Origin of the sequence: Mesorhizobium sp. M0174 (assembly GCF_040322275.1) — a bacterium.
Taxonomy (GTDB): domain Bacteria; phylum Pseudomonadota; class Alphaproteobacteria; order Rhizobiales; family Rhizobiaceae; genus Mesorhizobium.
Genome location: NZ_JAMYTB010000003.1, coordinates 552,292 through 569,406, shown reverse-complemented (window position 1 = coordinate 569,406; position 17,115 = coordinate 552,292). Strand labels below are relative to the sequence as shown.

The following is a 17,115-nucleotide window of genomic DNA, read 5'->3' as shown; positions in this document are numbered from 1 at the left end:
GCCGGGGAGCTGCCGGAGGCAGCGGGCCCACGGCCGGGAGACGGTCAATTACGAAACCCGGCGGTTATCCAGCGCCAGGGCGCCGGCGCCGGCGAACACCAGATAGAGGAAGATGAAGCAGAACGATATTGCCGCATCGCCGCCGTTGTTGACCGGGAAGAAGTCGCGCGGCATGTGCGCCATGAAATAGGCGATCGCCATCTCGCCGCTGAGAAGGAATGCCACCGGCCTGGTGAAAAGCCCCAATACCAGCAGGATGCCGCCGGCGAATTCCAGGATGGCCGCAGTCAGCGACAGCCCGCTCAGGGTGCCGGCATGGTCGCCGACAGGGAAATTGAAAAGTTTCTGAGTGCCGTGCTCGATGAACTGCAGCGCCGTCATGATGCGCAACGCGGCAAGAGCGAACGGTTGATATCCGGCCAGGCCTTCGAAAAGCTTCATCTACGACTCCATTTTCACCTCGCCCGGCCATAGGTCATCGCCAAAGGCCGGACCATTCACATGATCCGGCCTGCCATCAACTGCGGTGAGTGAGTCGTGAGAAGTGCTGCAGTCTTGGGGCCGCACGAAGGCGGCCCCGCAATTGGCGCGGCCTGTTACCGCGTCGGTGCCATTAGCGCGAAATGGGCGCCTTGCGGGTCCGTGCACTGCACGATCCAACTGCCGCCGGGAACCTCCATCGGACCCATGAGGATCTTGCCGCCATTGTCGGTGACACGCTTGGCTGCCGCGTCGATGCCGGGCACGTTGAAATAGAACTGCCAGACCGACGCCGGGATCTGCTCGGGCTTGTTCATTATGCCGCCAACGGGCTCGCCGCCGAAGACGAAAAGCTGGTAGACGCCCATCGGACCCATATCCATGGCGTCGCCCTTCTCCCAGCCGAACTGGCTGGAATAGAAATCGAACGCCGCCTTCCAGTCTGACGTGTAGAGCTCATGCCAGCCGATGTTGCCGGGTGTCGTCAACGGTAGCGGCGGCTGGTCGGGGCCGCTGGGCTGCAGGAAGTTGAATATCGCGCCTTGCGGGTCGGCAACGACGGCGAAGCGGCCGACGCCAGGAATGTCGTCGGGCTCGCGGTGAACCGCGCCACCAGCCTTCTTGAGGGACGCCGTTGCGGCATCGACGTCCCTGGTGAGGATATAACCGATCCAGGCCGGCGGCATGCCCATCTTGCGCGCGTCCTCGGGCAGCGTCATCAGCCCGCCGACGCCGCGCTCGCCGACATTCATGACGATATAGCGCGGCATGCCCGGGGCGCCTTCGAAAGGCTGCCCCCTCCAGCCCACCACCGAGGTGTAAAACGCCTCGGCGGCGTCGAGATCGGTGGTCATCAACTCGTACCAGAAGAAGGGCATCGGGGACTGTGGCATTGTCGTGCTCCTTGCGGTTTGTACATCGATCATGCGCGATCCATTCTAGGACGATCTTCGCGACGAAAATCAGACAGCGGCCAAAAAAGTTATGGCGCACAGCCCGTGGCCTGCGCGCTTTGTGTTTGGATTTTCCTACAGCGGAGGATCTTCGGTCTATACCACCCGGCTGGAACGCCGGCGGCCTATATCGCTCGTGGCGGCTTAGCCGGCGAGACGTGCATCCGCATGGTTGTTATGCGTTTCTTCCTCGTTCGCGGGGGATGGCATCAAGTGCTCAAGCTTATGCAAGCGCCTAGCGCCGACGAAGCGGCATTTCGGCCTTTCGACAGAGCCATCAGGCAGGTCAAAATATGAGTTTGGTTATCATGTTTGTTGAACCGTTCCAGCGGCTTGCGCCGAAAATTGACCAATTGATAAAAAAATAAAACGTGCTAGCCTTCCCCAAACAAGAACATGGGGAACTGACGATGCCAGAAGGCCAGTTCAAGCAAGGCATTGCCGGCGGGCGACTTTCGCCGGAACAATATGCCGACAATTTTTCCGATCTGCATCCGCCGCTCGATCATCACGAGGCGCTGGTCGAATCCGACCGCTGCTATTTCTGCTACGACGCGCCGTGCATGAATGCGTGCCCGACCTCGATCGACATCCCGCTGTTCATCCGCCAGATCGCGACCGGCAATCCGATCGGCTCGGCCAAGACGATCTTCGACCAGAATATTTTGGGCGGCATGTGCGCCCGCGTCTGCCCGACCGAGACGCTGTGCGAAGAGGTCTGCGTGCGCGAGGTGGCAGAAGGCAAGCCGGTGCAGATTGGTCGCCTTCAGCGCTACGCCACCGATGTCGCGATGGCCGAAAACAAGCAGTTCTACAAACGCTCCGAACCGACCGGCAAGACGGTCGCCGTGGTCGGCGCCGGACCGGCCGGGCTTGCGGCCGCGCATCGGCTTGCCCGTCATGGCCACGACGTGACCATCCTGGAAGCCCGCCCGAAGCCCGGCGGCCTCAATGAGTACGGTATCGCGGCCTATAAGAGCGTCGACAATTTCGCTCAGGCCGAAGTCGACTATGTCACGTCGATCGGCGGCATCGACATCCAGAACGGCAAGGCGCTCGGCCGCGATTACCAGCTGTCGGACCTGATCAGGAATTACGATGCGGTGTTCCTCGGCATGGGGCTTGCCGGCGTCAATGCCTTGCGAGCGGACGGCGAGGAGGCGCAAGGCGTCACCAATGCCGTCGAGTTCATTGCCGAGCTGCGTCAGGCCAGTGATCTGGCCAGCCTGCCGGTCGGACGGCGTGTTGTTGTCATCGGCGGCGGCATGACGGCGATCGACGCGGCGGTGCAATCGAAGCTGCTCGGTGCCGAAGAGGTGACGATCTGCTATCGGCGCGGCCCGGAGCACATGAATGCCTCCGAATTCGAACAGGATCTGGCTGCCGCCAACGGCGTCATCATCCGGCACTGGTTGCAGCCGAAGCGGGTCATTGCCGACGCCGGCAAGGTGTCGGCGATCGAGCTCGAATACACCGCGATGGACGGCGACCGGCTCGTCGGCACCGGCGAGCGGCTGACGCTCGTCGCCGATCAGGTGTTCAAGGCGATCGGCCAGAGCTTTGTCCCGGCTGCGCTCAACGGCAGCGGAGCCTTGCTTGCCCTGGAAGCCGGCCGCATCAAGGTCGACGCGGAAGGGCGCACCTCGCTGGCCAATGTCTGGGCTGGCGGCGACTGCATTTTCGGCGGCGACGACCTGACTGTTTCAGCCGTCGCGCAAGGCCGCGATGCGGCGGAGAGCATTCATCGGGCACTGACCTCGAACGGGAGGGCATGAGCATGGCAGACATCCGCAACAATTTCGTCGGCATCAAGTCGCCGAACCCGTTCTGGCTGGCCTCGGCGCCGCCGACCGACAAGGCTTACAACGTCATCCGCGCCTTCAAGGCGGGCTGGGGAGGCGTGGTGTGGAAGACGCTCGGGGAAGAGGGCCCACCGGTGGTCAACGTCAACGGGCCACGCTATGGCGCGATCTGGGGCGCCGACCGTCGTCTGCTCGGCCTCAATAACATCGAGCTGATCACCGATCGCGACCTGCAGGTCAATCTGCGCGAGATCAAGCAGGTCAAGATGGACTGGCCCGACCGGGCAATAGTCGTCTCGCTGATGGTGCCGTGCGAGGAGCATGCCTGGAAGGCGATCCTGCCGGTGGTCGAGGAGACCGGCGCCGACGGCATCGAACTCAATTTCGGCTGCCCGCATGGCATGTCGGAACGCGGCATGGGTGCGGCGGTCGGTCAGGTGCCGGAATACATCGAAATGGTGGTGCGCTGGTGCAAGGCCAACACCCGCATGCCTGTCATCACCAAGCTGACGCCCAACATCACCGACATACGCAAGCCGGCACGCGCTGCCCTTGCCGGCGGCACCGACGCGGTGTCGCTGATCAACACCATCAACTCGATCACCGGCGTCAATCTCGATAGTTTCGCGCCGGAGCCGACGATCGACGGCAAGGGTTCGCATGGCGGCTATTGCGGCCCGGCGGTGAAGCCGATCGCCATGAACATGGTGGCCGAGATCGCGCGCGATCCGGAAACGAAGGGCCTGCCGATCTCCGGCATCGGCGGCATCACCACCTGGCGTGACGCCGCCGAATTCATGGCGCTCGGCGCCGGCAATGTGCAGGTGTGCACGGCGGCGATGACCTATGGCTTCAAGATCGTGCAGGAGATGATCGCCGGCTTGGAAAACTGGATGGACGAGAAGGGCCATGCCTCGCTGGACGACTTCGTCGGCCGCGCCACCCCCAACGTCACCGACTGGCAGTATCTCAACCTCAACTACGTCGCCAAGGCGCATATCGACCAGGACGCCTGCATCAAATGCGGCCGCTGCCACATCGCCTGCGAGGACACCTCGCACCAGGCGATCACCAGCATGGTCGACGGCGTCAGGCATTTCGAGGTGATCGAGGCCGAATGTGTCGGCTGCAATCTCTGTGTCAATGTCTGTCCGGTCGAGAATTGCATCACCATGGAGCCGCTGGCGGCCGGCGTGATCGACCAGCGCACCGGCAGGCCGGTGTCGCCGATCTATGCCAACTGGACGACGCATCCGAACAATCCGATGGCCAAGGTGGCGGCGGAGTAGCGAACAGCGCGTTGTGGGAAAGCGGCACCTGCGGGCGCCGCTTTTTTCAAATAGATATTGCGGATGCTTCTTATCCAGGATAACATGTATCCATGAATAGGAGAGCGAAATGAAGCTGGGCGAGGGCGTCGAAGCGGCCATCCACTGCGCCGCCATGCTAGCCGGCATGGAAGGCGCGGCGACTATGCCGGGTGCTGCCATGGCGGAAGCGTTCGGGCTGTCGCCGAGCTATCTGCTTAAGCATCTCAACATGCTGACAACGTCGGGCATTCTGGAATCGGTGCCGGGGCCATACGGCGGCTACCGGCTGGCGCGGCCGGCGGAACGCATAACGCTGCTCGATATCGTGCTGGCCGTCGAGGGGCGCGAACCGGCCTTCCGCTGCGCCGAAATCCGCCAGCGCGGCCCAGCGAAGCTCGATGCCTCGGTCTATGTCAAACCTTGCGGCATCAACGTAGCCATGCTGAAGGCCGAGCGCGCCTATCGCGCCGCGCTCGCCGACGCCCGGCTGTCCGACATCGTTGCAGAATACACGGCCGATGCCGATCCCCGTTCGATCGCCGCGAACTGCGCCTTCGTCGAGCGCCATCAGCGGCCGCAGAAATCAAGTTCAACCAAGCAAGCATGAAAGGCTACAGACGATGAAACAGAGGCTGCAATTTTTCGGCGCGGCGCCGGAGATCATGAAGGCGGTGTCGGCGCTCAACAAGGCAGTCGACGAATGCGGGCTCGAAAAAAGCCTGTTGCATCTGATCAAGCTCAGGGCGTCGCAGATCAATGGCTGCTCGTATTGCGTTGAGATGCATAGCCGCGAAGCGCGCCGCGACGGCGAAAGCGAGCAGCGGCTCTATCTGGTCTCCGCCTGGAAGGAATCGCCGCTGTTTTCCGAGCGTGAACGCGCAGCATTCGCCTGGACCGACGCGCTGACCAGGATCGCCGATAACGATATTTCGGACGAACTCTATGCAAGGACGCTCGAGCATTTCTCGGAAGAGGAGCTGGTCAAGCTGTCGGTTGCGCTCGGCATGATCAACACCTGGAACCGGCTTTGCGTTCCGTTCCATGCAATCCATCCGATGCCGGCGGTCATGGCCGCTTGAGAACCAGGCGCGCGGCCTTGCGCCGCGCGCCTCTTTTCCAAGGACCGACAGCATGTTTTCAAGCTTTAATAATGAGATCCTATTCGCCGCCCGCCTGCTGCTTGGCGGCGCCTTTGTCTTTGCCGGCCTACGCAACATTCAGAACGCGGCGTTGGTGAGCCAATTGATGACGACGCGCGGCGTGCCGCAGGCGCGGCTGGTGCTGTGGCTGGGGATCGTCCTGCAGATCATCGCCGGAGCGCTGGTGATCGCAGGCATCTGGACCGCTCTGGCGGCGGCATGCCTGATCCTGTTCCTGATTGTCGCTACGCCGATGTTCCATAATTTCTGGGATCATCAGGGCCCGGAGCGCGCGTCCCGCATCAATGGCTTTGTAGGCAACGTGGCGTTGACCGGAGGATTTCTGGCGCTGATCGCGCAGCCGCTTTGACAACGACCGTCGCATGGGGCAGCCGCTTTACGCCGCATACCGCAAACCTCCGTCGCAGGTCAGGACCTGGCCGGTGACGAAGCTGTTCGAAACCAGGAACGCAATCGCCTCGGCGACGTCCTCGGCGCGGCCGATGCGGCCGACCGGCGTCTTGCCGGCATATTCGGCAAACACCGCCTGCCGCTGATCGTCGGGCAAAAAATCCCACCATGGCGTGTCGATGACACCCGGCGCCACGACATTGACGCGTAACGGCTTCAGCTCCATCGCCAGGATCGACACCACGGTCAGCAGCATGCCGTTGACGGCGGCGATGCCGGCGACGCCGGGCGCCGACAATTGCGCCGACACCGCCGAGATGAAAGTCACCGAGCCGCTCTTGTTCAGCGTCGGCAAGGCGGCCTGCAGGCAGGAGAGCTGTGGCCGGACCTTCTCGTCGACGCCACCGCCGATGTCGGTCAGGTCAAGTGTTTCGAACGGGCCGAGCCCCTTGCCGCCGCTAGCGGCCAGCACCAGGTGATCGAAAGGGCCGAGATCGCTGAAGAACTGGCGAACCTCGTCCGGCTTCGCGGCGTCGAAGGCAGCTTTTTCGACCGCGCCGCCAAGGCTTTGCCATGCGTTGTCGAGCCTTTCCTGGTTGCGCCCGGTGATCGTCACCTTCATGCCCGTGTCGAGCAGCTTTTTCGCGGTGGCCAGGCCGATGCCGGAGGAGCCGCCGACCACCACGGTGTGATTGGTTTTCTCGATCATGAATTTTCTTTCTTCGATGTTGCGGAGGAGCGTGCGAGCCCGACAAGGCCGAGACTCAATTCGCGCAACTGCTGCCTCGCCTTCGCGTCATAGGCTTGTGCATCAGCACGGGATTCTCTTTGGCCGTCGAAATAGAGGCCGCTTCGCCCCTCTAGCGCCGGCAATGTGGCGAGGTTGATGATGGCCTCGGCGCCTGTTTCGACGGAGCTCCAGGGTGTGATGCCCGCCTGCCGCACCATCGTAGTGTTCATGTAGCTTGCCGGATGCAGGCTGTTGACCGTGACGCCGGTGCCGTTCAGCTGCTCCGCCAGATCGATGGTGAACATGATCTGCGCCAGCTTGCTCTGGCAGTAGGCACGGACGCCGTCATAGGAGCGGGTCAGCATGACGTCGTCGAAGTCGATCGCCTGCTGGCCGGCCGAGGCGACGTTGACGATGCGCGCCGGCGCGCTGGACTTGAGCAGCGGCAGCAGCTCCGTGGTGAGCAGGAAACCGGCGAGATAGTTGACGGCAAAGCGCAACTCGTAGCCGTCGGCGCTGACCTGCCGTTTCGCGTTTGGGCCGGCGGTGCCGACGCCGGCATTGTTGATGAGGACATCGAGCCGCTTGGTCCTTGCGCGCACGGCCTCGGCGAGGCGGCGAACTTCCGCCAGGGAGGAGAGGTCGGCGACCAGCAGCTCGGCCTTGCCGCCGGCGGCTTCGATTTCGGCCACGATCGCCTTGCCCCTTGTCGCGTCGCGGCCATGCACCAGGATGCGCGCGCCGCCGGCGCCGAGCCTTTGCGCGACGACGCGGCCGACACCGTCGGTAGACCCTGTGATGAGGATTGTCTTGTCTTTCAGTTCCATGTTCGGAGCCTCCATCTCATAGCTCTGAGCGGAAAGATGGGGCACCAGCCACTTGCCAAACAGTTCAAACTTTATCCTGGTATCGGTACTGCTATAATAGCGCCGATGGATTCCACCACGCACTCCGCCGAAGACAGCCGCCGCCGCGAGCTTGGCGCCTTCCTGCGCTCGCGGCGCGAAAGGCTGACGCCTTCGGCCACCGGCATATCGACGGGATTGCGCCGGCGCACGCCCGGGCTGCGGCGTGAGGAAGTGGCGATGATCGCCGGCGTCGGCACAACCTGGTATACCTGGCTGGAGCAGGGCCGCGACGTTCGGCCGTCGGCAGAGGTGCTGGCGGCGCTCAGCCGGGCGCTGCGCCTGGACGCGGCCGAGCAACGGCATCTGTTCATCCTTGCCGGCCGACCGCAGCCGGAGCGTCGCTTCGACGCGCCGGAAAAAGTCGATAGCCCGTTACTGCACATGCTGCAGAGCCTGGTCCTGCAGCCGGCCTATGTCCTTGGGCGGCGCTGGGACGTGCTGGCCTGGAACTCTGCCGCGGCAGCCGTGTTCGGCGACTATGGTCTGCTGGAGGGCGATGCCCGCAACATTGTCCATATGGTGTTCACCAGCCCGCAGCACCGGCGCCTGCTCGTCGACTGGGAGGAACTGGCGCGTGCCGTGCTGGCGTCATTCCGGGCAGAAAGCGCCAGATATGTCGGCGATCCGGATTTCGAGCGGCTGATCGCGCTGATGACGCGCTCGAGCCCGGAGTTTCGCGCCTGGTGGCCGCTACGCGACGTGGCCCGCAACCTATCGGGTGTGAAGCATGTCCGGCACCCGATAGCGGGCGCTATGGCTTTCGAGCATATGAGCCTGTCGATCGACGACGGCTCGGACATGAAGCTGATCGTCTACACGCCGCTCGCCGAGCAAAACTCGATCGCCAAGCTCGAACAACTGCTGGAGACGCTTCCGGCCGAGCGGCGCAGCGCGTGATGCCCATCGCTTCGCTGAAGCCTCAGCCCTTCGGCTTCAGCCCGTCAATGAACAGTTGCTCGAGAAACCTTGCGGCATCCTCGAAGCGGCCGTCGCCGCCGCGATCGGGGCCGAGCACGGCGCGGACCTGGACGTCGAAATCGGCATAGTGCTGCGTCGTCGCCCAGATCGAGAAGATCAGGTGCCAGGGGTCGGTGCGGGCAATCTTGCCGGCGCGCATCCAGCCCTTGATGACGTTGGCCTTCTCGTCGACCAGTGTCTTCAATTCGCCCTCCAGCATCGGCATGATGCGCGGCGCGCCCTGCAGGATCTCGTTGGCGAACAGCCGGCTCTCGCGCGGGAAATCGCGCGCCATTTCGAGCTTGCGCCTGATATAGCTGCGCAGTTCGGTCAAGGGATCGCCAATGTCGTCGAGTTCGCGCAGCGGCGCCAGCCAGGTGTCGAGAAGCCGCTGCATCAGCGTCTCGTGGATGTCCTCCTTGCGGCGGAAATAATAGAGCAGGTTCGGCTTCGACATGCCGGCGGCTTCGGCTATCTGGTCGATGGTCGAGCCGCGAAAACCGTTGGTGGAGAAGACTTCGAGCGCCGCCTCTAGGATGAGCTCGCGCTTTTCCAGCTGAATGCGGGTGCGGCGAGGAGCGGAGCTTTCGACCGCCCCCGTCACCTCGAAAAACCTTCGCCGCGAGGGGTGTCTGGACCAATTCTCTGGACCAGTTTTTCTCCGCCCTGTGGAGCGCACTTCGAAAGCCGCATTTCCGCTAGTAATCCCTTGACCGCTGATAAGGCGGTGCTAACGTTTGTCCAACCGGTCAAAAATTTGCGTAGCACGAAAACGCAGCAAAGACCAAGTGTTGGAAAGACCAGGCGTTAGCCGCATCGAAACGGGTTACAAGGGGAAGTCTTGGTCATGTCCAACCGGCTGAAAGTCACGCCGAACGATCTCAGCGCATTCTGGATGCCGTTCACGGCAAACCGGCAGTTCAAGCAGGCGCCGCGCATGTTCGTGTCCGCCAAGGACATGCATTACACGACCAGCGACAGGCGCAAGGTTCTCGACGGCACCGCCGGCCTGTGGTGCGTCAATGCCGGCCATTGCCGTCCGAAAATCACCGAGGCGATCCAGAGCCAGGCGGCAGAGCTCGATTATGCGCCGGCGTTCCAGATGGGTCACCCGATCGTGTTCGAGCTTGCAAACCGGCTGGTCGATATCGCGCCGAAGGGCATGGACCATGTGTTCTTCACCAATTCCGGATCGGAATCGGTCGAGACCGCGCTGAAGATGGCCATCGCCTATCACCGCGCAAAAGGCGAGGGCTCGCGCACCCGCCTGATCGGCCGCGAACGCGGCTATCACGGCGTCAATTTCGGCGGCATTTCGGTTGGCGGCATCGTTACAAACCGCAAGATGTTCGGCACGCTGCTCGGCGGCGTCGATCACATGCCACACACCCATCTGCCGGAAAAGAACTCCTTCACCAAGGGCGTACCCGAGCATGGCGCCGAACTGGCGAACGAATTGGAGCGTATCGTCGCCCTGCACGACGCCTCGACAATCGCCGCCGTCATCGTCGAGCCGGTTGCCGGTTCCACCGGCGTCATCCTGCCGCCGAAGGGCTATTTGCAGAAGCTTCGCGAGATCTGCACCAAGCACGGCATCTTGCTGATTTTCGATGAGGTCATCACCGGTTTCGGCCGTCTCGGCACGCCGTTTGCCGCCGACTATTTCGGCGTCACGCCCGATATCATGACCACCGCCAAAGGCGTCTCCAACGGCGTCATCCCGATGGGCGCGGTGTTCGTGAAGAAGGAAATCCACGACGCCTTCATGACCGGGCCCGAGCACATGATCGAGTTCTTCCACGGCTACACCTATTCGGGCAATCCGATCGCCTGCGCCGCGGCGCTGGGCACGCTCGACACCTACAAGGAAGAGGGGCTGCTGACGCGCGGCGAGGAACTGGCGTCGTACTGGGAGGACGCGCTGCATTCGCTGAAGGGCGAGCCGAACGTCATCGACATCCGCAATATCGGCCTGATCGGTGCGGTCGAACTGGCGCCGATCGCCGGCCAGCCGACGAAACGCGCCTTCTCGGCTTTTGTGAAGGCGTTCGAGCGCGGTGCATTGATCCGAACCACCGGCGACATCATCGCGCTGTCACCGCCGCTGATCATCACCAAAGGCCAGATCAACGAATTGATCGACCATGTGCGCGAAGTGCTGAGGGCGGTGGATTGAAGAACCGGGCGCGGATATCCCTCCCCCTTGAGGGGAGGGTGGCCGCGAAGCGGCCGGGTGGGGTCGGTGCGGCAGTGCGCCGACCTGATCTTTTGCTGCGAGGTCGTTTTTGATGCCCCGTACCCGTGTGAGCTTCGAAATGCGCCAAAAGGCACGGGCGCTGCGAGTTCACGCGACCAAGGGCGAATCCCTGCTTTGGTATGAACTGCGCGAGCTGAAATCGGCCGGCATCAAGTTCCGGCGCCAGTGCCCCATCGGACCGTATATCGTCGACTTCGCTTGCCTCGCTGTAAAGCTGGTGGTGGAAGTGGATGGCGACTTGCACGAACAGGAGAAGGGCAAACGGCACGACGCCGTCCGTGATGCCTATCTGCGATCGCTTGGGTTCGATATCTTTCGCGTCGATGAGCCCGATGTCATAAACAGCGCTTGGCATGTCGCACAGGTGGTCAAGGAGAAGGTCGCGCGCATGTCAGCCGACCCCACCCGACCGCTTCGCGGCCACCCTCCCCTCGAGGGGGAGGGGGAGGCTGGCGTGCCGCAACCGATGAGGTTTTAGAATATGGCCGCCCCCGGCGAGAATCTGCGAATCAATTCAGACCGTTTGTGGGATTCGATAATGGAGATGGCGAAGATCGGCCCCGGCATTGCCGGCGGCAACAATCGCCAGACCGTTACCGACGAGGACGGCGAAGGGCGGCACCTGTTCAAGCGCTGGTGCGATGAGGCGGGGCTCGAAATGGGCGTCGACGAGATGGGCACGATGTTTGCCCGCCGCGAAGGCACCGACCCCAGCCTGCCGCCGGTCTATGTCGGCAGCCATCTCGACACCCAGCCGACCGGCGGCAAATATGACGGCGTGCTCGGCGTGCTCGGTGGGCTGGAGGTTGTGCGCTCGCTCAACGATCTCGGCATCAAGACCAAGCACCCGATTGTCGTCACCAACTGGACCAACGAGGAAGGTGCCCGCTTTGCGCCGGCAATGATGGCGTCCGGGGTATTCGCCGGCGTGCTCGACCAGGCCGACGTCTATTCACATGTCGACAAGGACGGCAAGAAATTTGGCGAGGAGCTCGAACGCATAGGCTGGAAGGGCACCGAGAAAGTCGGTGACCGAAAGATCCACGCCTTCTTCGAATTGCATATCGAGCAGGGCCCGATCCTCGAGGACGAGGGCATCGACATCGGTGTCGTCACCCATGGGCAAGGGTTGAAATGGCTGCAGGTGACGCTGACCGGCAAGGAGGCGCACACCGGCTCGACGCCGATGCCGAAGCGGCGCAATGCCGGGCTCGGCATGGCGCGGGTGATCGAATTGGTGCACGAGATCGCCATGGACTACCAACCCGACGCCGTCGGCGCAGTGGGCCATATGGAGGTCTATCCGAACTCGCGCAACATCATTGCTGGGCGCACCGTCTTCACCATCGACATCCGTTCGCCGGAAAAGGAGGTGCTGGACGCCATGGACGGGCGCATCCGCGAAGGCATCGACACGATCTGCGATGCGCTCGATATCAAATATCGAATCGAGCAGGTCGGCCATTTCGACCCGGTCACCTTCGACGCGGGCTGCGTCAAGGCTGTGCGGGATGCGGCGGAGCGCTTGGGATATACGCATCGCAATATCGTCTCGGGCGCCGGCCATGACGCTTGCTGGATCAACCGCGTTGCGCCCACCGCAATGGTGATGTGCCCTTGCGTCGACGGTCTCAGCCACAACGAGGCCGAGGAAATCACCAAGGAATGGGCAGCGGCCGGCGCCGACGTGCTGTTTCATGCGGTGGTCGAGACGGCGGTGATTGTGGCGTGAGAGGTTTGGGCTGGACCAGATGGATTCTTGCGAAGAGGGACCCCCACCCTAACCCTCCCCACAAGGGGGAGGGAACTCCTGTCGGCGTTGATCTGCGGCAAATTACCAACGTTTCCAACGCCAAGGTCGTAAGTCGGATTGCGCGGCAGCATTCCCTCCCCCTTGTGGGGAGGGTTAGGGTGGGGGTCCCTCTTCGCAAAAAATTCTTATGCGATTTCTCTGCCTTTGCGGGAAGAGATTGAGGGTGGGGGTACTCGTCTTGGCACCGAGCGCCATCGATCCAGCCGCCATCAAGCGTGCAAGGATGCTGCGCCGGAACATGACGGAAGGCGAGCGCAAGCTCTGGTCTGAGTTGAAGGAGTTCCGTCGCCTCTATGGGCTGCATGCGAGAAAGCAGGCGCCGATCGGACCTTACGTCGCGGACTTCGTTTTGCATGAGAAGAACCTCGTGATCGAAGTGGACGGAGAGCATCACTTCACGCCTGAGCAAATGGAAAAGGATCGAATACGCGATGCATGGTTTGGCCGACAGGGCTATCGTGTGCTGCGGTTTTCGACAGGAGACTTGGCAAGTTCGTTCGATGGTTGCGTCGAGGAGATATTGCGGAAAGTTGGAGTGATGTAGAGACGGCTTCGATCCTGAACCGGTTTGATCAAGCAAGACGCTCACAAGAAGCGCGAAGAGAACAAGGGAACAAAAAAATGACCAAAGTCATCCGAAACGGCACCGTCGTCACGGCCGACCGCACCTGGAAGGCCGATTTGCTGATGCAGCACGGCAAGATCGTCGCCATTGGTTCCAACCTGCATGGCGACCACGAGTTTGACGCCACCGGCTGCTATGTGATGCCGGGCGGCATCGACCCGCACACGCATCTCGAAATGCCGTTCATGGGCACCTATTCGGCCGACGATTTCGAGAGCGGCACGCGCGCGGCACTCTCCGGCGGCACGACGATGGTCGTCGATTTCTGCCTGCCGGCGCCGCAGCAGTCGCTGTTGGAAGCCCTGCAGATGTGGGACAACAAGACATCGAAGGCGTCCTGCGATTATTCCTTCCACATGGCGATCACCTGGTGGGGCAAGCAGGTGTTCGACGAGATGGCAGAAGTGGTCGACAAGGGCATCACCTCGTTCAAGCATTTCATGGCCTACAAGGGCGCGCTGATGGTCGACGACGACGAGATGTATTCGTCGTTCCAGCGCTGCGCCGATCTTGGCGCACTGCCGCTGGTCCATGCCGAGAATGGCGACGTGGTTGCCGCCCTGTCGCAGAAGCTGCTGGCGGCCGGCAACAATGGCCCGGAAGGTCACGCCTATTCGCGACCGCCGGAAGTGGAAGGCGAAGCGACCAACCGCGCCATTATGATCGCCGACATGGCGGGCGTTCCGCTCTATGTCGTGCACGTCTCCTGCGAGCAGGCCCATGAAGCCATTCGCCGGGCGCGCCAGAAGGGTATGCGCGTGTTCGGCGAGCCGCTGGTCCAGCACCTGACGCTCGACGAGAGCGAATATTTCGACAAGGACTGGGACCATGCGGCGCGGCGCGTCATGAGCCCGCCCTTCCGCAACAAATTGCACCAGGATTCGCTTTGGGCCGGCCTGCAGGCCGGGTCGCTGCAGGTGGTGGCGACCGATCACTGCGCCTTCACCACCAAGCAGAAGCGCAACGGCGTCGGCGATTTCACCAAGATCCCGAACGGCACCGGCGGGCTCGAGGACCGCTTGTCGGTGCTGTGGACGAAGGGCGTCAACACCGGCCGGCTGACGATGAACGAATTCGTCGCGGTGACCTCGACCAACATCGCCAAGATCCTCAACATGTATCCGAAGAAGGGCGCCATCGTCGAAGGTGCCGACGCCGATATCGTCGTCTGGGACCCAAAGCGCAAGAAGAAGATCACCGCCAAGAAGCAGCAATCGGTGATCGACTACAACGTCTTCGAGGGTTTTGAGGTGACAGGCCTGCCGCGCTTCGTCTTCTCGCGCGGCGAACTGGCGATCGAAGAGGCTGAGGTCAAGGCGAAGCCCGGTCATGGCGAGTTTGTCGGCCGCGAGCCGAATGCAGCGGTCAACCGGGCGCTGTCGACCTGGAAGGACATCACCGCACCGCGCAAGGTGGAACGCACAGGCATCCCGGCGACGGGAGTTTGAGCTTGGCCAGCCCGGTAACGAGTGTCTCAACGGCTGTGCTGATCCTGGCTGCCGGTCCGGCGGCTGCAGGCGTCCTGACCGGTTCCTATGGCAATGATGTCGGGTGTGCGGGTGTTGTCGCCGGCTACCAGGACGGCGACGACTATGTCGTGCTTACAGCCGACGGCATCGAAACCTATGGCAGTGGCTGCCGGTTCGTGCAGCGATTGACGACGACGGCTGGGACCCAGTTGTTGAGCTCCAGCTGTTTCGCCGAGGGCGAGGAGGGGTCGACCACTGACATCGTCAAGGTTGCCAACAAGGGAGAGGACGGTTTCTTCGTGACCATTCCCGGCCTCGATGAGATTGGGCCGCTCAAATCATGTTCGCAACCATGAGCAGGTTTCGCATGTTGTTTGCCGCGGCAGCCGTACTGGCCGCGGCCCAGGCTGCCGCGGCGCCGGCGATCGACTTGTCCAAGCCTTACGGCAACAAGTCGGGCTGCATCAACAAGAACGGCCAGGAGGTCTATGCCGAGGACATGCTGCTGCTCAACGACACGGAACTCATCACGGCGACCAGCGCCTGCACGTTCACAGAAAAGCAGCCGCAGGCCGACGGTTCGCTGGCTCTGAAAACCCTATGCGAGGCGGAAGGCGAGGAAGGCCAGTCGCCAATCGCATTCACCGTCAGGCGCAGCCCCAACAATGCCAAGGCACTGGTGATCGCCGATGAGGACGGCATGGTCATGGGGGAAGTCTCCAGGTGCCGATGACGGCCGGGTCTCCTGTCTCGGCGCAGGCCTCAGGCGACCATCCCCTCCAGTTCCGGCAGCAGGACGACGCTTTCCTGTTCGTTGGGGTCGGTGCGGGCGATGACCGCCGAGGCGGGGCTGTCGCTCAGATTGGCCGGCAGATGCGGGACGCCGGCCGGAATGTAGAAAAGGTCGCCGGCCTTGACCACGATATGCCGTTCAAGCCGGTCGCCGTACCAGGTATGGACCTCGCCCGAGAGCACATAGATCGCGGTTTCGTGGCTTTCGTGCATATGCGCCTTGGCGCGGGCGCCCGGCGGCATGGTCAGCAGATGCATGCAGATGCCGGACGAGCCGACGGTCTCGGCGGCGATACCGGCGAAATAGCTCAGGCCCTGCTTGCCTTCATAAGAGCTTTCAGGGCGGATAAGATGACAAGTGGGTTTGGGCGACATCGGGGCAACTCCGGGCGTCTGTTATCTGCTGGAACAAGAGCGAGTAAGACTGGGGCGAGTAGGACCGGGCGAGTGGAAAGCAACATCGGGGCAAAATCAATCGGATTCCGGCCGGCGCCGCAGTCGCCGGAAACGGCAGGGGGCGGCCGATGACGGGAGCATCGCCAACCGTCGTTTCGGCAAGCAAGCTCGGCCTGACCTTCCAGACCAATGACGGTCCGGTGGAAGCGCTGTCGAATGTCGATCTGACCATCGGCAAGGGCGAATTCGTGTCCTTCATCGGGCCGTCAGGCTGCGGCAAGACGACATTGCTCAGGGTCATCGCCGATCTGGAGAAGCCGACCGCTGGAACCATTTCCGTCAACGGCATGACGCCCGAGCAGGCGCGCCAGAGCCGCGCCTATGGCTATGTCTTCCAGGCGGCGGCGCTTTATCCGTGGCGAACGATCGAACGCAATGTGGCGCTGCCGCTGGAGATCATGGGCCTGTCCAGGGCCGAGCAGGCGGCGCGCATCAAGCGCACGCTCGATCTCGTCAACCTCTCGGGCTTCGAGAAGAAATATCCCTGGCAGCTGTCGGGCGGCATGCAGCAGCGCGCCTCGATCGCACGGGCGCTCGCTTTCGATGCCGACCTTCTGCTGATGGACGAACCGTTCGGTGCGCTGGACGAGATCGTGCGCGACCATCTCAACGAACAGCTGCTGGAGCTTTGGGAACGGACCAACAAGACCATCTGCTTCGTCACCCATTCGATCCCCGAGGCGGTCTATCTGTCGACGCGCATCGTGGTCATGTCGCCGCGCCCCGGCCGCGTCAGCGACGTCATAGACTCCACGCTACCGAAGAAGCGGCCGCTCGACATCCGCGAGACACCGGAGTTCCTGGCGATCGCCGCACGGGTGCGCGACGGGCTGAGAGCAGGGCACAGCTATGATGATTGAGGCGGCGCGGAACGGGCTTGCGCGTTCGGAGGTGCATCGCCCTCGCGAGGGAGGCGCTAACCGTGCATTCGTCATCCTAGGGCGGAGCCGCCGCGAAGCGGCGTGCGCAGAGCCTAGGATCCATGCCGTGACGTCGGCCGAAACGCGCAAGCG

At 62.7% G+C, this 17,115-nt stretch carries 20 protein-coding genes; 14 read left to right on the top strand and 6 right to left on the bottom strand.

Going from position 1 to position 17,115, the window contains the following annotated elements; all coding sequences use genetic code 11:
* Window positions 1–48 precede the first annotated feature (48 nt).
* Window positions 49–441: a DoxX family protein gene (locus tag NKJ13_RS09340; RefSeq protein WP_352703416.1), complete on the bottom strand. Its 393-nt coding sequence runs from the start codon at window positions 439–441 to the stop codon at window positions 49–51.
* Window positions 442–596: 155 nt separating this feature from the next.
* A complete protein-coding gene (locus NKJ13_RS09335; RefSeq protein ID WP_352703418.1) occupies window positions 597–1,373 on the bottom strand; it encodes a VOC family protein in 777 nt (258 codons plus the stop codon).
* A gap of 470 nt (window positions 1,374–1,843) precedes the next feature.
* Between NKJ13_RS09335 and NKJ13_RS09330 the strand changes: the two genes are divergently transcribed.
* From NKJ13_RS09330 to NKJ13_RS09310, 5 genes are all read left to right on the top strand, one after another.
* Window positions 1,844–3,208, top strand: coding sequence for an NAD(P)-dependent oxidoreductase (locus NKJ13_RS09330; RefSeq protein WP_352740676.1), 1,365 nt, complete (start codon window positions 1,844–1,846; stop codon window positions 3,206–3,208).
* Window positions 3,209–3,210: 2 nt separating this feature from the next.
* Window positions 3,211–4,524 carry an NAD-dependent dihydropyrimidine dehydrogenase subunit PreA gene (gene preA / locus NKJ13_RS09325; RefSeq protein WP_352644796.1) on the top strand — a complete coding sequence of 438 codons (1,314 nt, stop codon included), beginning with the start codon at window positions 3,211–3,213 and terminating at the stop codon, window positions 4,522–4,524.
* 109 nt (window positions 4,525–4,633) lie between these two features.
* Window positions 4,634–5,152: an RrF2 family transcriptional regulator gene (locus NKJ13_RS09320; protein ID WP_352644794.1), complete on the top strand. Its 519-nt coding sequence runs from the start codon at window positions 4,634–4,636 to the stop codon at window positions 5,150–5,152.
* Window positions 5,153–5,165: 13 nt separating this feature from the next.
* Entirely contained in the window at window positions 5,166–5,624 is a 459-nt protein-coding gene (locus tag NKJ13_RS09315; RefSeq protein ID WP_352475416.1) for a carboxymuconolactone decarboxylase family protein, read from the top strand.
* 52 nt (window positions 5,625–5,676) lie between these two features.
* Window positions 5,677–6,054, top strand: coding sequence for a DoxX family protein (locus tag NKJ13_RS09310; protein WP_352475415.1), 378 nt, complete (start codon window positions 5,677–5,679; stop codon window positions 6,052–6,054).
* Window positions 6,055–6,081: 27 nt separating this feature from the next.
* Here the strand turns inward: NKJ13_RS09310 and NKJ13_RS09305 are convergent, their stop codons facing one another.
* Both NKJ13_RS09305 and NKJ13_RS09300 read right to left on the bottom strand, forming a co-directional pair.
* Entirely contained in the window at window positions 6,082–6,804 is a 723-nt protein-coding gene (locus NKJ13_RS09305) for an SDR family oxidoreductase (RefSeq protein WP_352777677.1), read from the bottom strand.
* Window positions 6,801–7,652, bottom strand: a complete 852-nt coding sequence (locus NKJ13_RS09300) for an SDR family NAD(P)-dependent oxidoreductase (RefSeq protein WP_352703426.1) — start codon at window positions 7,650–7,652, stop codon at window positions 6,801–6,803. The genes NKJ13_RS09305 and NKJ13_RS09300 overlap by 4 nt, the downstream gene beginning before the upstream one ends.
* 105 nt (window positions 7,653–7,757) lie before the next feature.
* On the opposite strand from NKJ13_RS09300, the gene NKJ13_RS09295 reads away from it, so the two are divergent.
* A complete protein-coding gene (locus tag NKJ13_RS09295; RefSeq protein ID WP_352740421.1) occupies window positions 7,758–8,630 on the top strand; it encodes a helix-turn-helix transcriptional regulator in 873 nt (290 codons plus the stop codon).
* Window positions 8,631–8,652: 22 nt separating this feature from the next.
* On the opposite strand, the gene NKJ13_RS09290 is transcribed toward NKJ13_RS09295, so the two are convergent.
* Window positions 8,653–9,294, bottom strand: a complete 642-nt coding sequence (locus NKJ13_RS09290) for a TetR family transcriptional regulator C-terminal domain-containing protein (protein WP_254819042.1) — start codon at window positions 9,292–9,294, stop codon at window positions 8,653–8,655.
* Window positions 9,295–9,537: 243 nt separating this feature from the next.
* Here NKJ13_RS09290 and aptA point away from each other — a divergent pair, with 243 nt between their 5' ends.
* The 7 genes from aptA to NKJ13_RS09255 all read left to right on the top strand — a co-directional run bounded on the left by aptA (window position 9,538) and on the right by NKJ13_RS09255 (window position 15,587).
* A complete protein-coding gene (aptA, locus tag NKJ13_RS09285; RefSeq protein ID WP_352740422.1) occupies window positions 9,538–10,866 on the top strand; it encodes an omega-aminotransferase AptA in 1,329 nt (442 codons plus the stop codon).
* A gap of 139 nt (window positions 10,867–11,005) precedes the next feature.
* Window positions 11,006–11,425 carry an endonuclease domain-containing protein gene (locus tag NKJ13_RS09280; protein WP_352740424.1) on the top strand — a complete coding sequence of 140 codons (420 nt, stop codon included), beginning with the start codon at window positions 11,006–11,008 and terminating at the stop codon, window positions 11,423–11,425.
* A gap of 3 nt (window positions 11,426–11,428) precedes the next feature.
* On the top strand, window positions 11,429–12,679 hold the full coding sequence (locus tag NKJ13_RS09275; RefSeq protein WP_352740426.1) for a Zn-dependent hydrolase: 1,251 nt from the start codon (window positions 11,429–11,431) through the stop codon (window positions 12,677–12,679).
* A 244-nt stretch (window positions 12,680–12,923) separates the two neighbouring features.
* A complete protein-coding gene (locus tag NKJ13_RS09270) occupies window positions 12,924–13,304 on the top strand; it encodes an endonuclease domain-containing protein (RefSeq protein ID WP_352740428.1) in 381 nt (126 codons plus the stop codon).
* A gap of 77 nt (window positions 13,305–13,381) precedes the next feature.
* Complete coding sequence (gene hydA, locus NKJ13_RS09265) at window positions 13,382–14,833, top strand: dihydropyrimidinase (RefSeq protein ID WP_352740430.1); 1,452 nt, start codon at window positions 13,382–13,384, stop codon at window positions 14,831–14,833.
* Between the two features lie 2 nt (window positions 14,834–14,835).
* Window positions 14,836–15,210 carry a hypothetical protein gene (locus NKJ13_RS09260; protein WP_352740432.1) on the top strand — a complete coding sequence of 125 codons (375 nt, stop codon included), beginning with the start codon at window positions 14,836–14,838 and terminating at the stop codon, window positions 15,208–15,210.
* Window positions 15,207–15,587 (top strand): hypothetical protein, encoded by a 381-nt coding sequence (locus tag NKJ13_RS09255; RefSeq protein ID WP_352740434.1) that lies wholly within the window; start codon window positions 15,207–15,209, stop codon window positions 15,585–15,587. Before NKJ13_RS09260 ends, NKJ13_RS09255 begins: the two co-directional genes overlap by 4 nt.
* A 29-nt stretch (window positions 15,588–15,616) precedes the next feature.
* Here the strand turns inward: NKJ13_RS09255 and NKJ13_RS09250 are convergent, their stop codons facing one another.
* Window positions 15,617–16,021, bottom strand: a complete 405-nt coding sequence (locus NKJ13_RS09250; protein WP_352740436.1) for a cupin domain-containing protein — start codon at window positions 16,019–16,021, stop codon at window positions 15,617–15,619.
* A gap of 149 nt (window positions 16,022–16,170) precedes the next feature.
* Between NKJ13_RS09250 and NKJ13_RS09245 the strand changes: the two genes are divergently transcribed.
* Complete coding sequence (locus tag NKJ13_RS09245) at window positions 16,171–16,962, top strand: ABC transporter ATP-binding protein (protein ID WP_352740438.1); 792 nt, start codon at window positions 16,171–16,173, stop codon at window positions 16,960–16,962.
* The last annotated feature ends 153 nt before the right edge of the window (window positions 16,963–17,115 follow it).

Coding starts and splice junctions, on each gene's coding strand:
- NKJ13_RS09310 (WP_352475415.1), top strand. CDS start 5,677: ATGTTTTCAAGCTTTAATAATGAGATCCTATTCGCCGCCCGCCTGCTG.
- NKJ13_RS09330 (WP_352740676.1), top strand. CDS start 1,844: ATGCCAGAAGGCCAGTTCAAGCAAGGCATTGCCGGCGGGCGACTTTCG.
- NKJ13_RS09305 (WP_352777677.1), bottom strand. CDS start 6,804: ATGATCGAGAAAACCAATCACACCGTGGTGGTCGGCGGCTCCTCCGGC.
- NKJ13_RS09335 (WP_352703418.1), bottom strand. CDS start 1,373: ATGCCACAGTCCCCGATGCCCTTCTTCTGGTACGAGTTGATGACCACC.
- NKJ13_RS09245 (WP_352740438.1), top strand. CDS start 16,171: ATGACGGGAGCATCGCCAACCGTCGTTTCGGCAAGCAAGCTCGGCCTG.
- NKJ13_RS09280 (WP_352740424.1), top strand. CDS start 11,006: ATGCGCCAAAAGGCACGGGCGCTGCGAGTTCACGCGACCAAGGGCGAA.
- NKJ13_RS09340 (WP_352703416.1), bottom strand. CDS start 441: ATGAAGCTTTTCGAAGGCCTGGCCGGATATCAACCGTTCGCTCTTGCC.
- hydA (WP_352740430.1), top strand. CDS start 13,382: ATGACCAAAGTCATCCGAAACGGCACCGTCGTCACGGCCGACCGCACC.
- NKJ13_RS09275 (WP_352740426.1), top strand. CDS start 11,429: ATGGCCGCCCCCGGCGAGAATCTGCGAATCAATTCAGACCGTTTGTGG.
- NKJ13_RS09300 (WP_352703426.1), bottom strand. CDS start 7,652: ATGGAACTGAAAGACAAGACAATCCTCATCACAGGGTCTACCGACGGT.
- NKJ13_RS09315 (WP_352475416.1), top strand. CDS start 5,166: ATGAAACAGAGGCTGCAATTTTTCGGCGCGGCGCCGGAGATCATGAAG.
- NKJ13_RS09295 (WP_352740421.1), top strand. CDS start 7,758: ATGGATTCCACCACGCACTCCGCCGAAGACAGCCGCCGCCGCGAGCTT.
- aptA (WP_352740422.1), top strand. CDS start 9,538: ATGTCCAACCGGCTGAAAGTCACGCCGAACGATCTCAGCGCATTCTGG.
- NKJ13_RS09250 (WP_352740436.1), bottom strand. CDS start 16,021: ATGTCGCCCAAACCCACTTGTCATCTTATCCGCCCTGAAAGCTCTTAT.
- preA (WP_352644796.1), top strand. CDS start 3,211: ATGGCAGACATCCGCAACAATTTCGTCGGCATCAAGTCGCCGAACCCG.
- NKJ13_RS09255 (WP_352740434.1), top strand. CDS start 15,207: ATGAGCAGGTTTCGCATGTTGTTTGCCGCGGCAGCCGTACTGGCCGCG.
- NKJ13_RS09320 (WP_352644794.1), top strand. CDS start 4,634: ATGAAGCTGGGCGAGGGCGTCGAAGCGGCCATCCACTGCGCCGCCATG.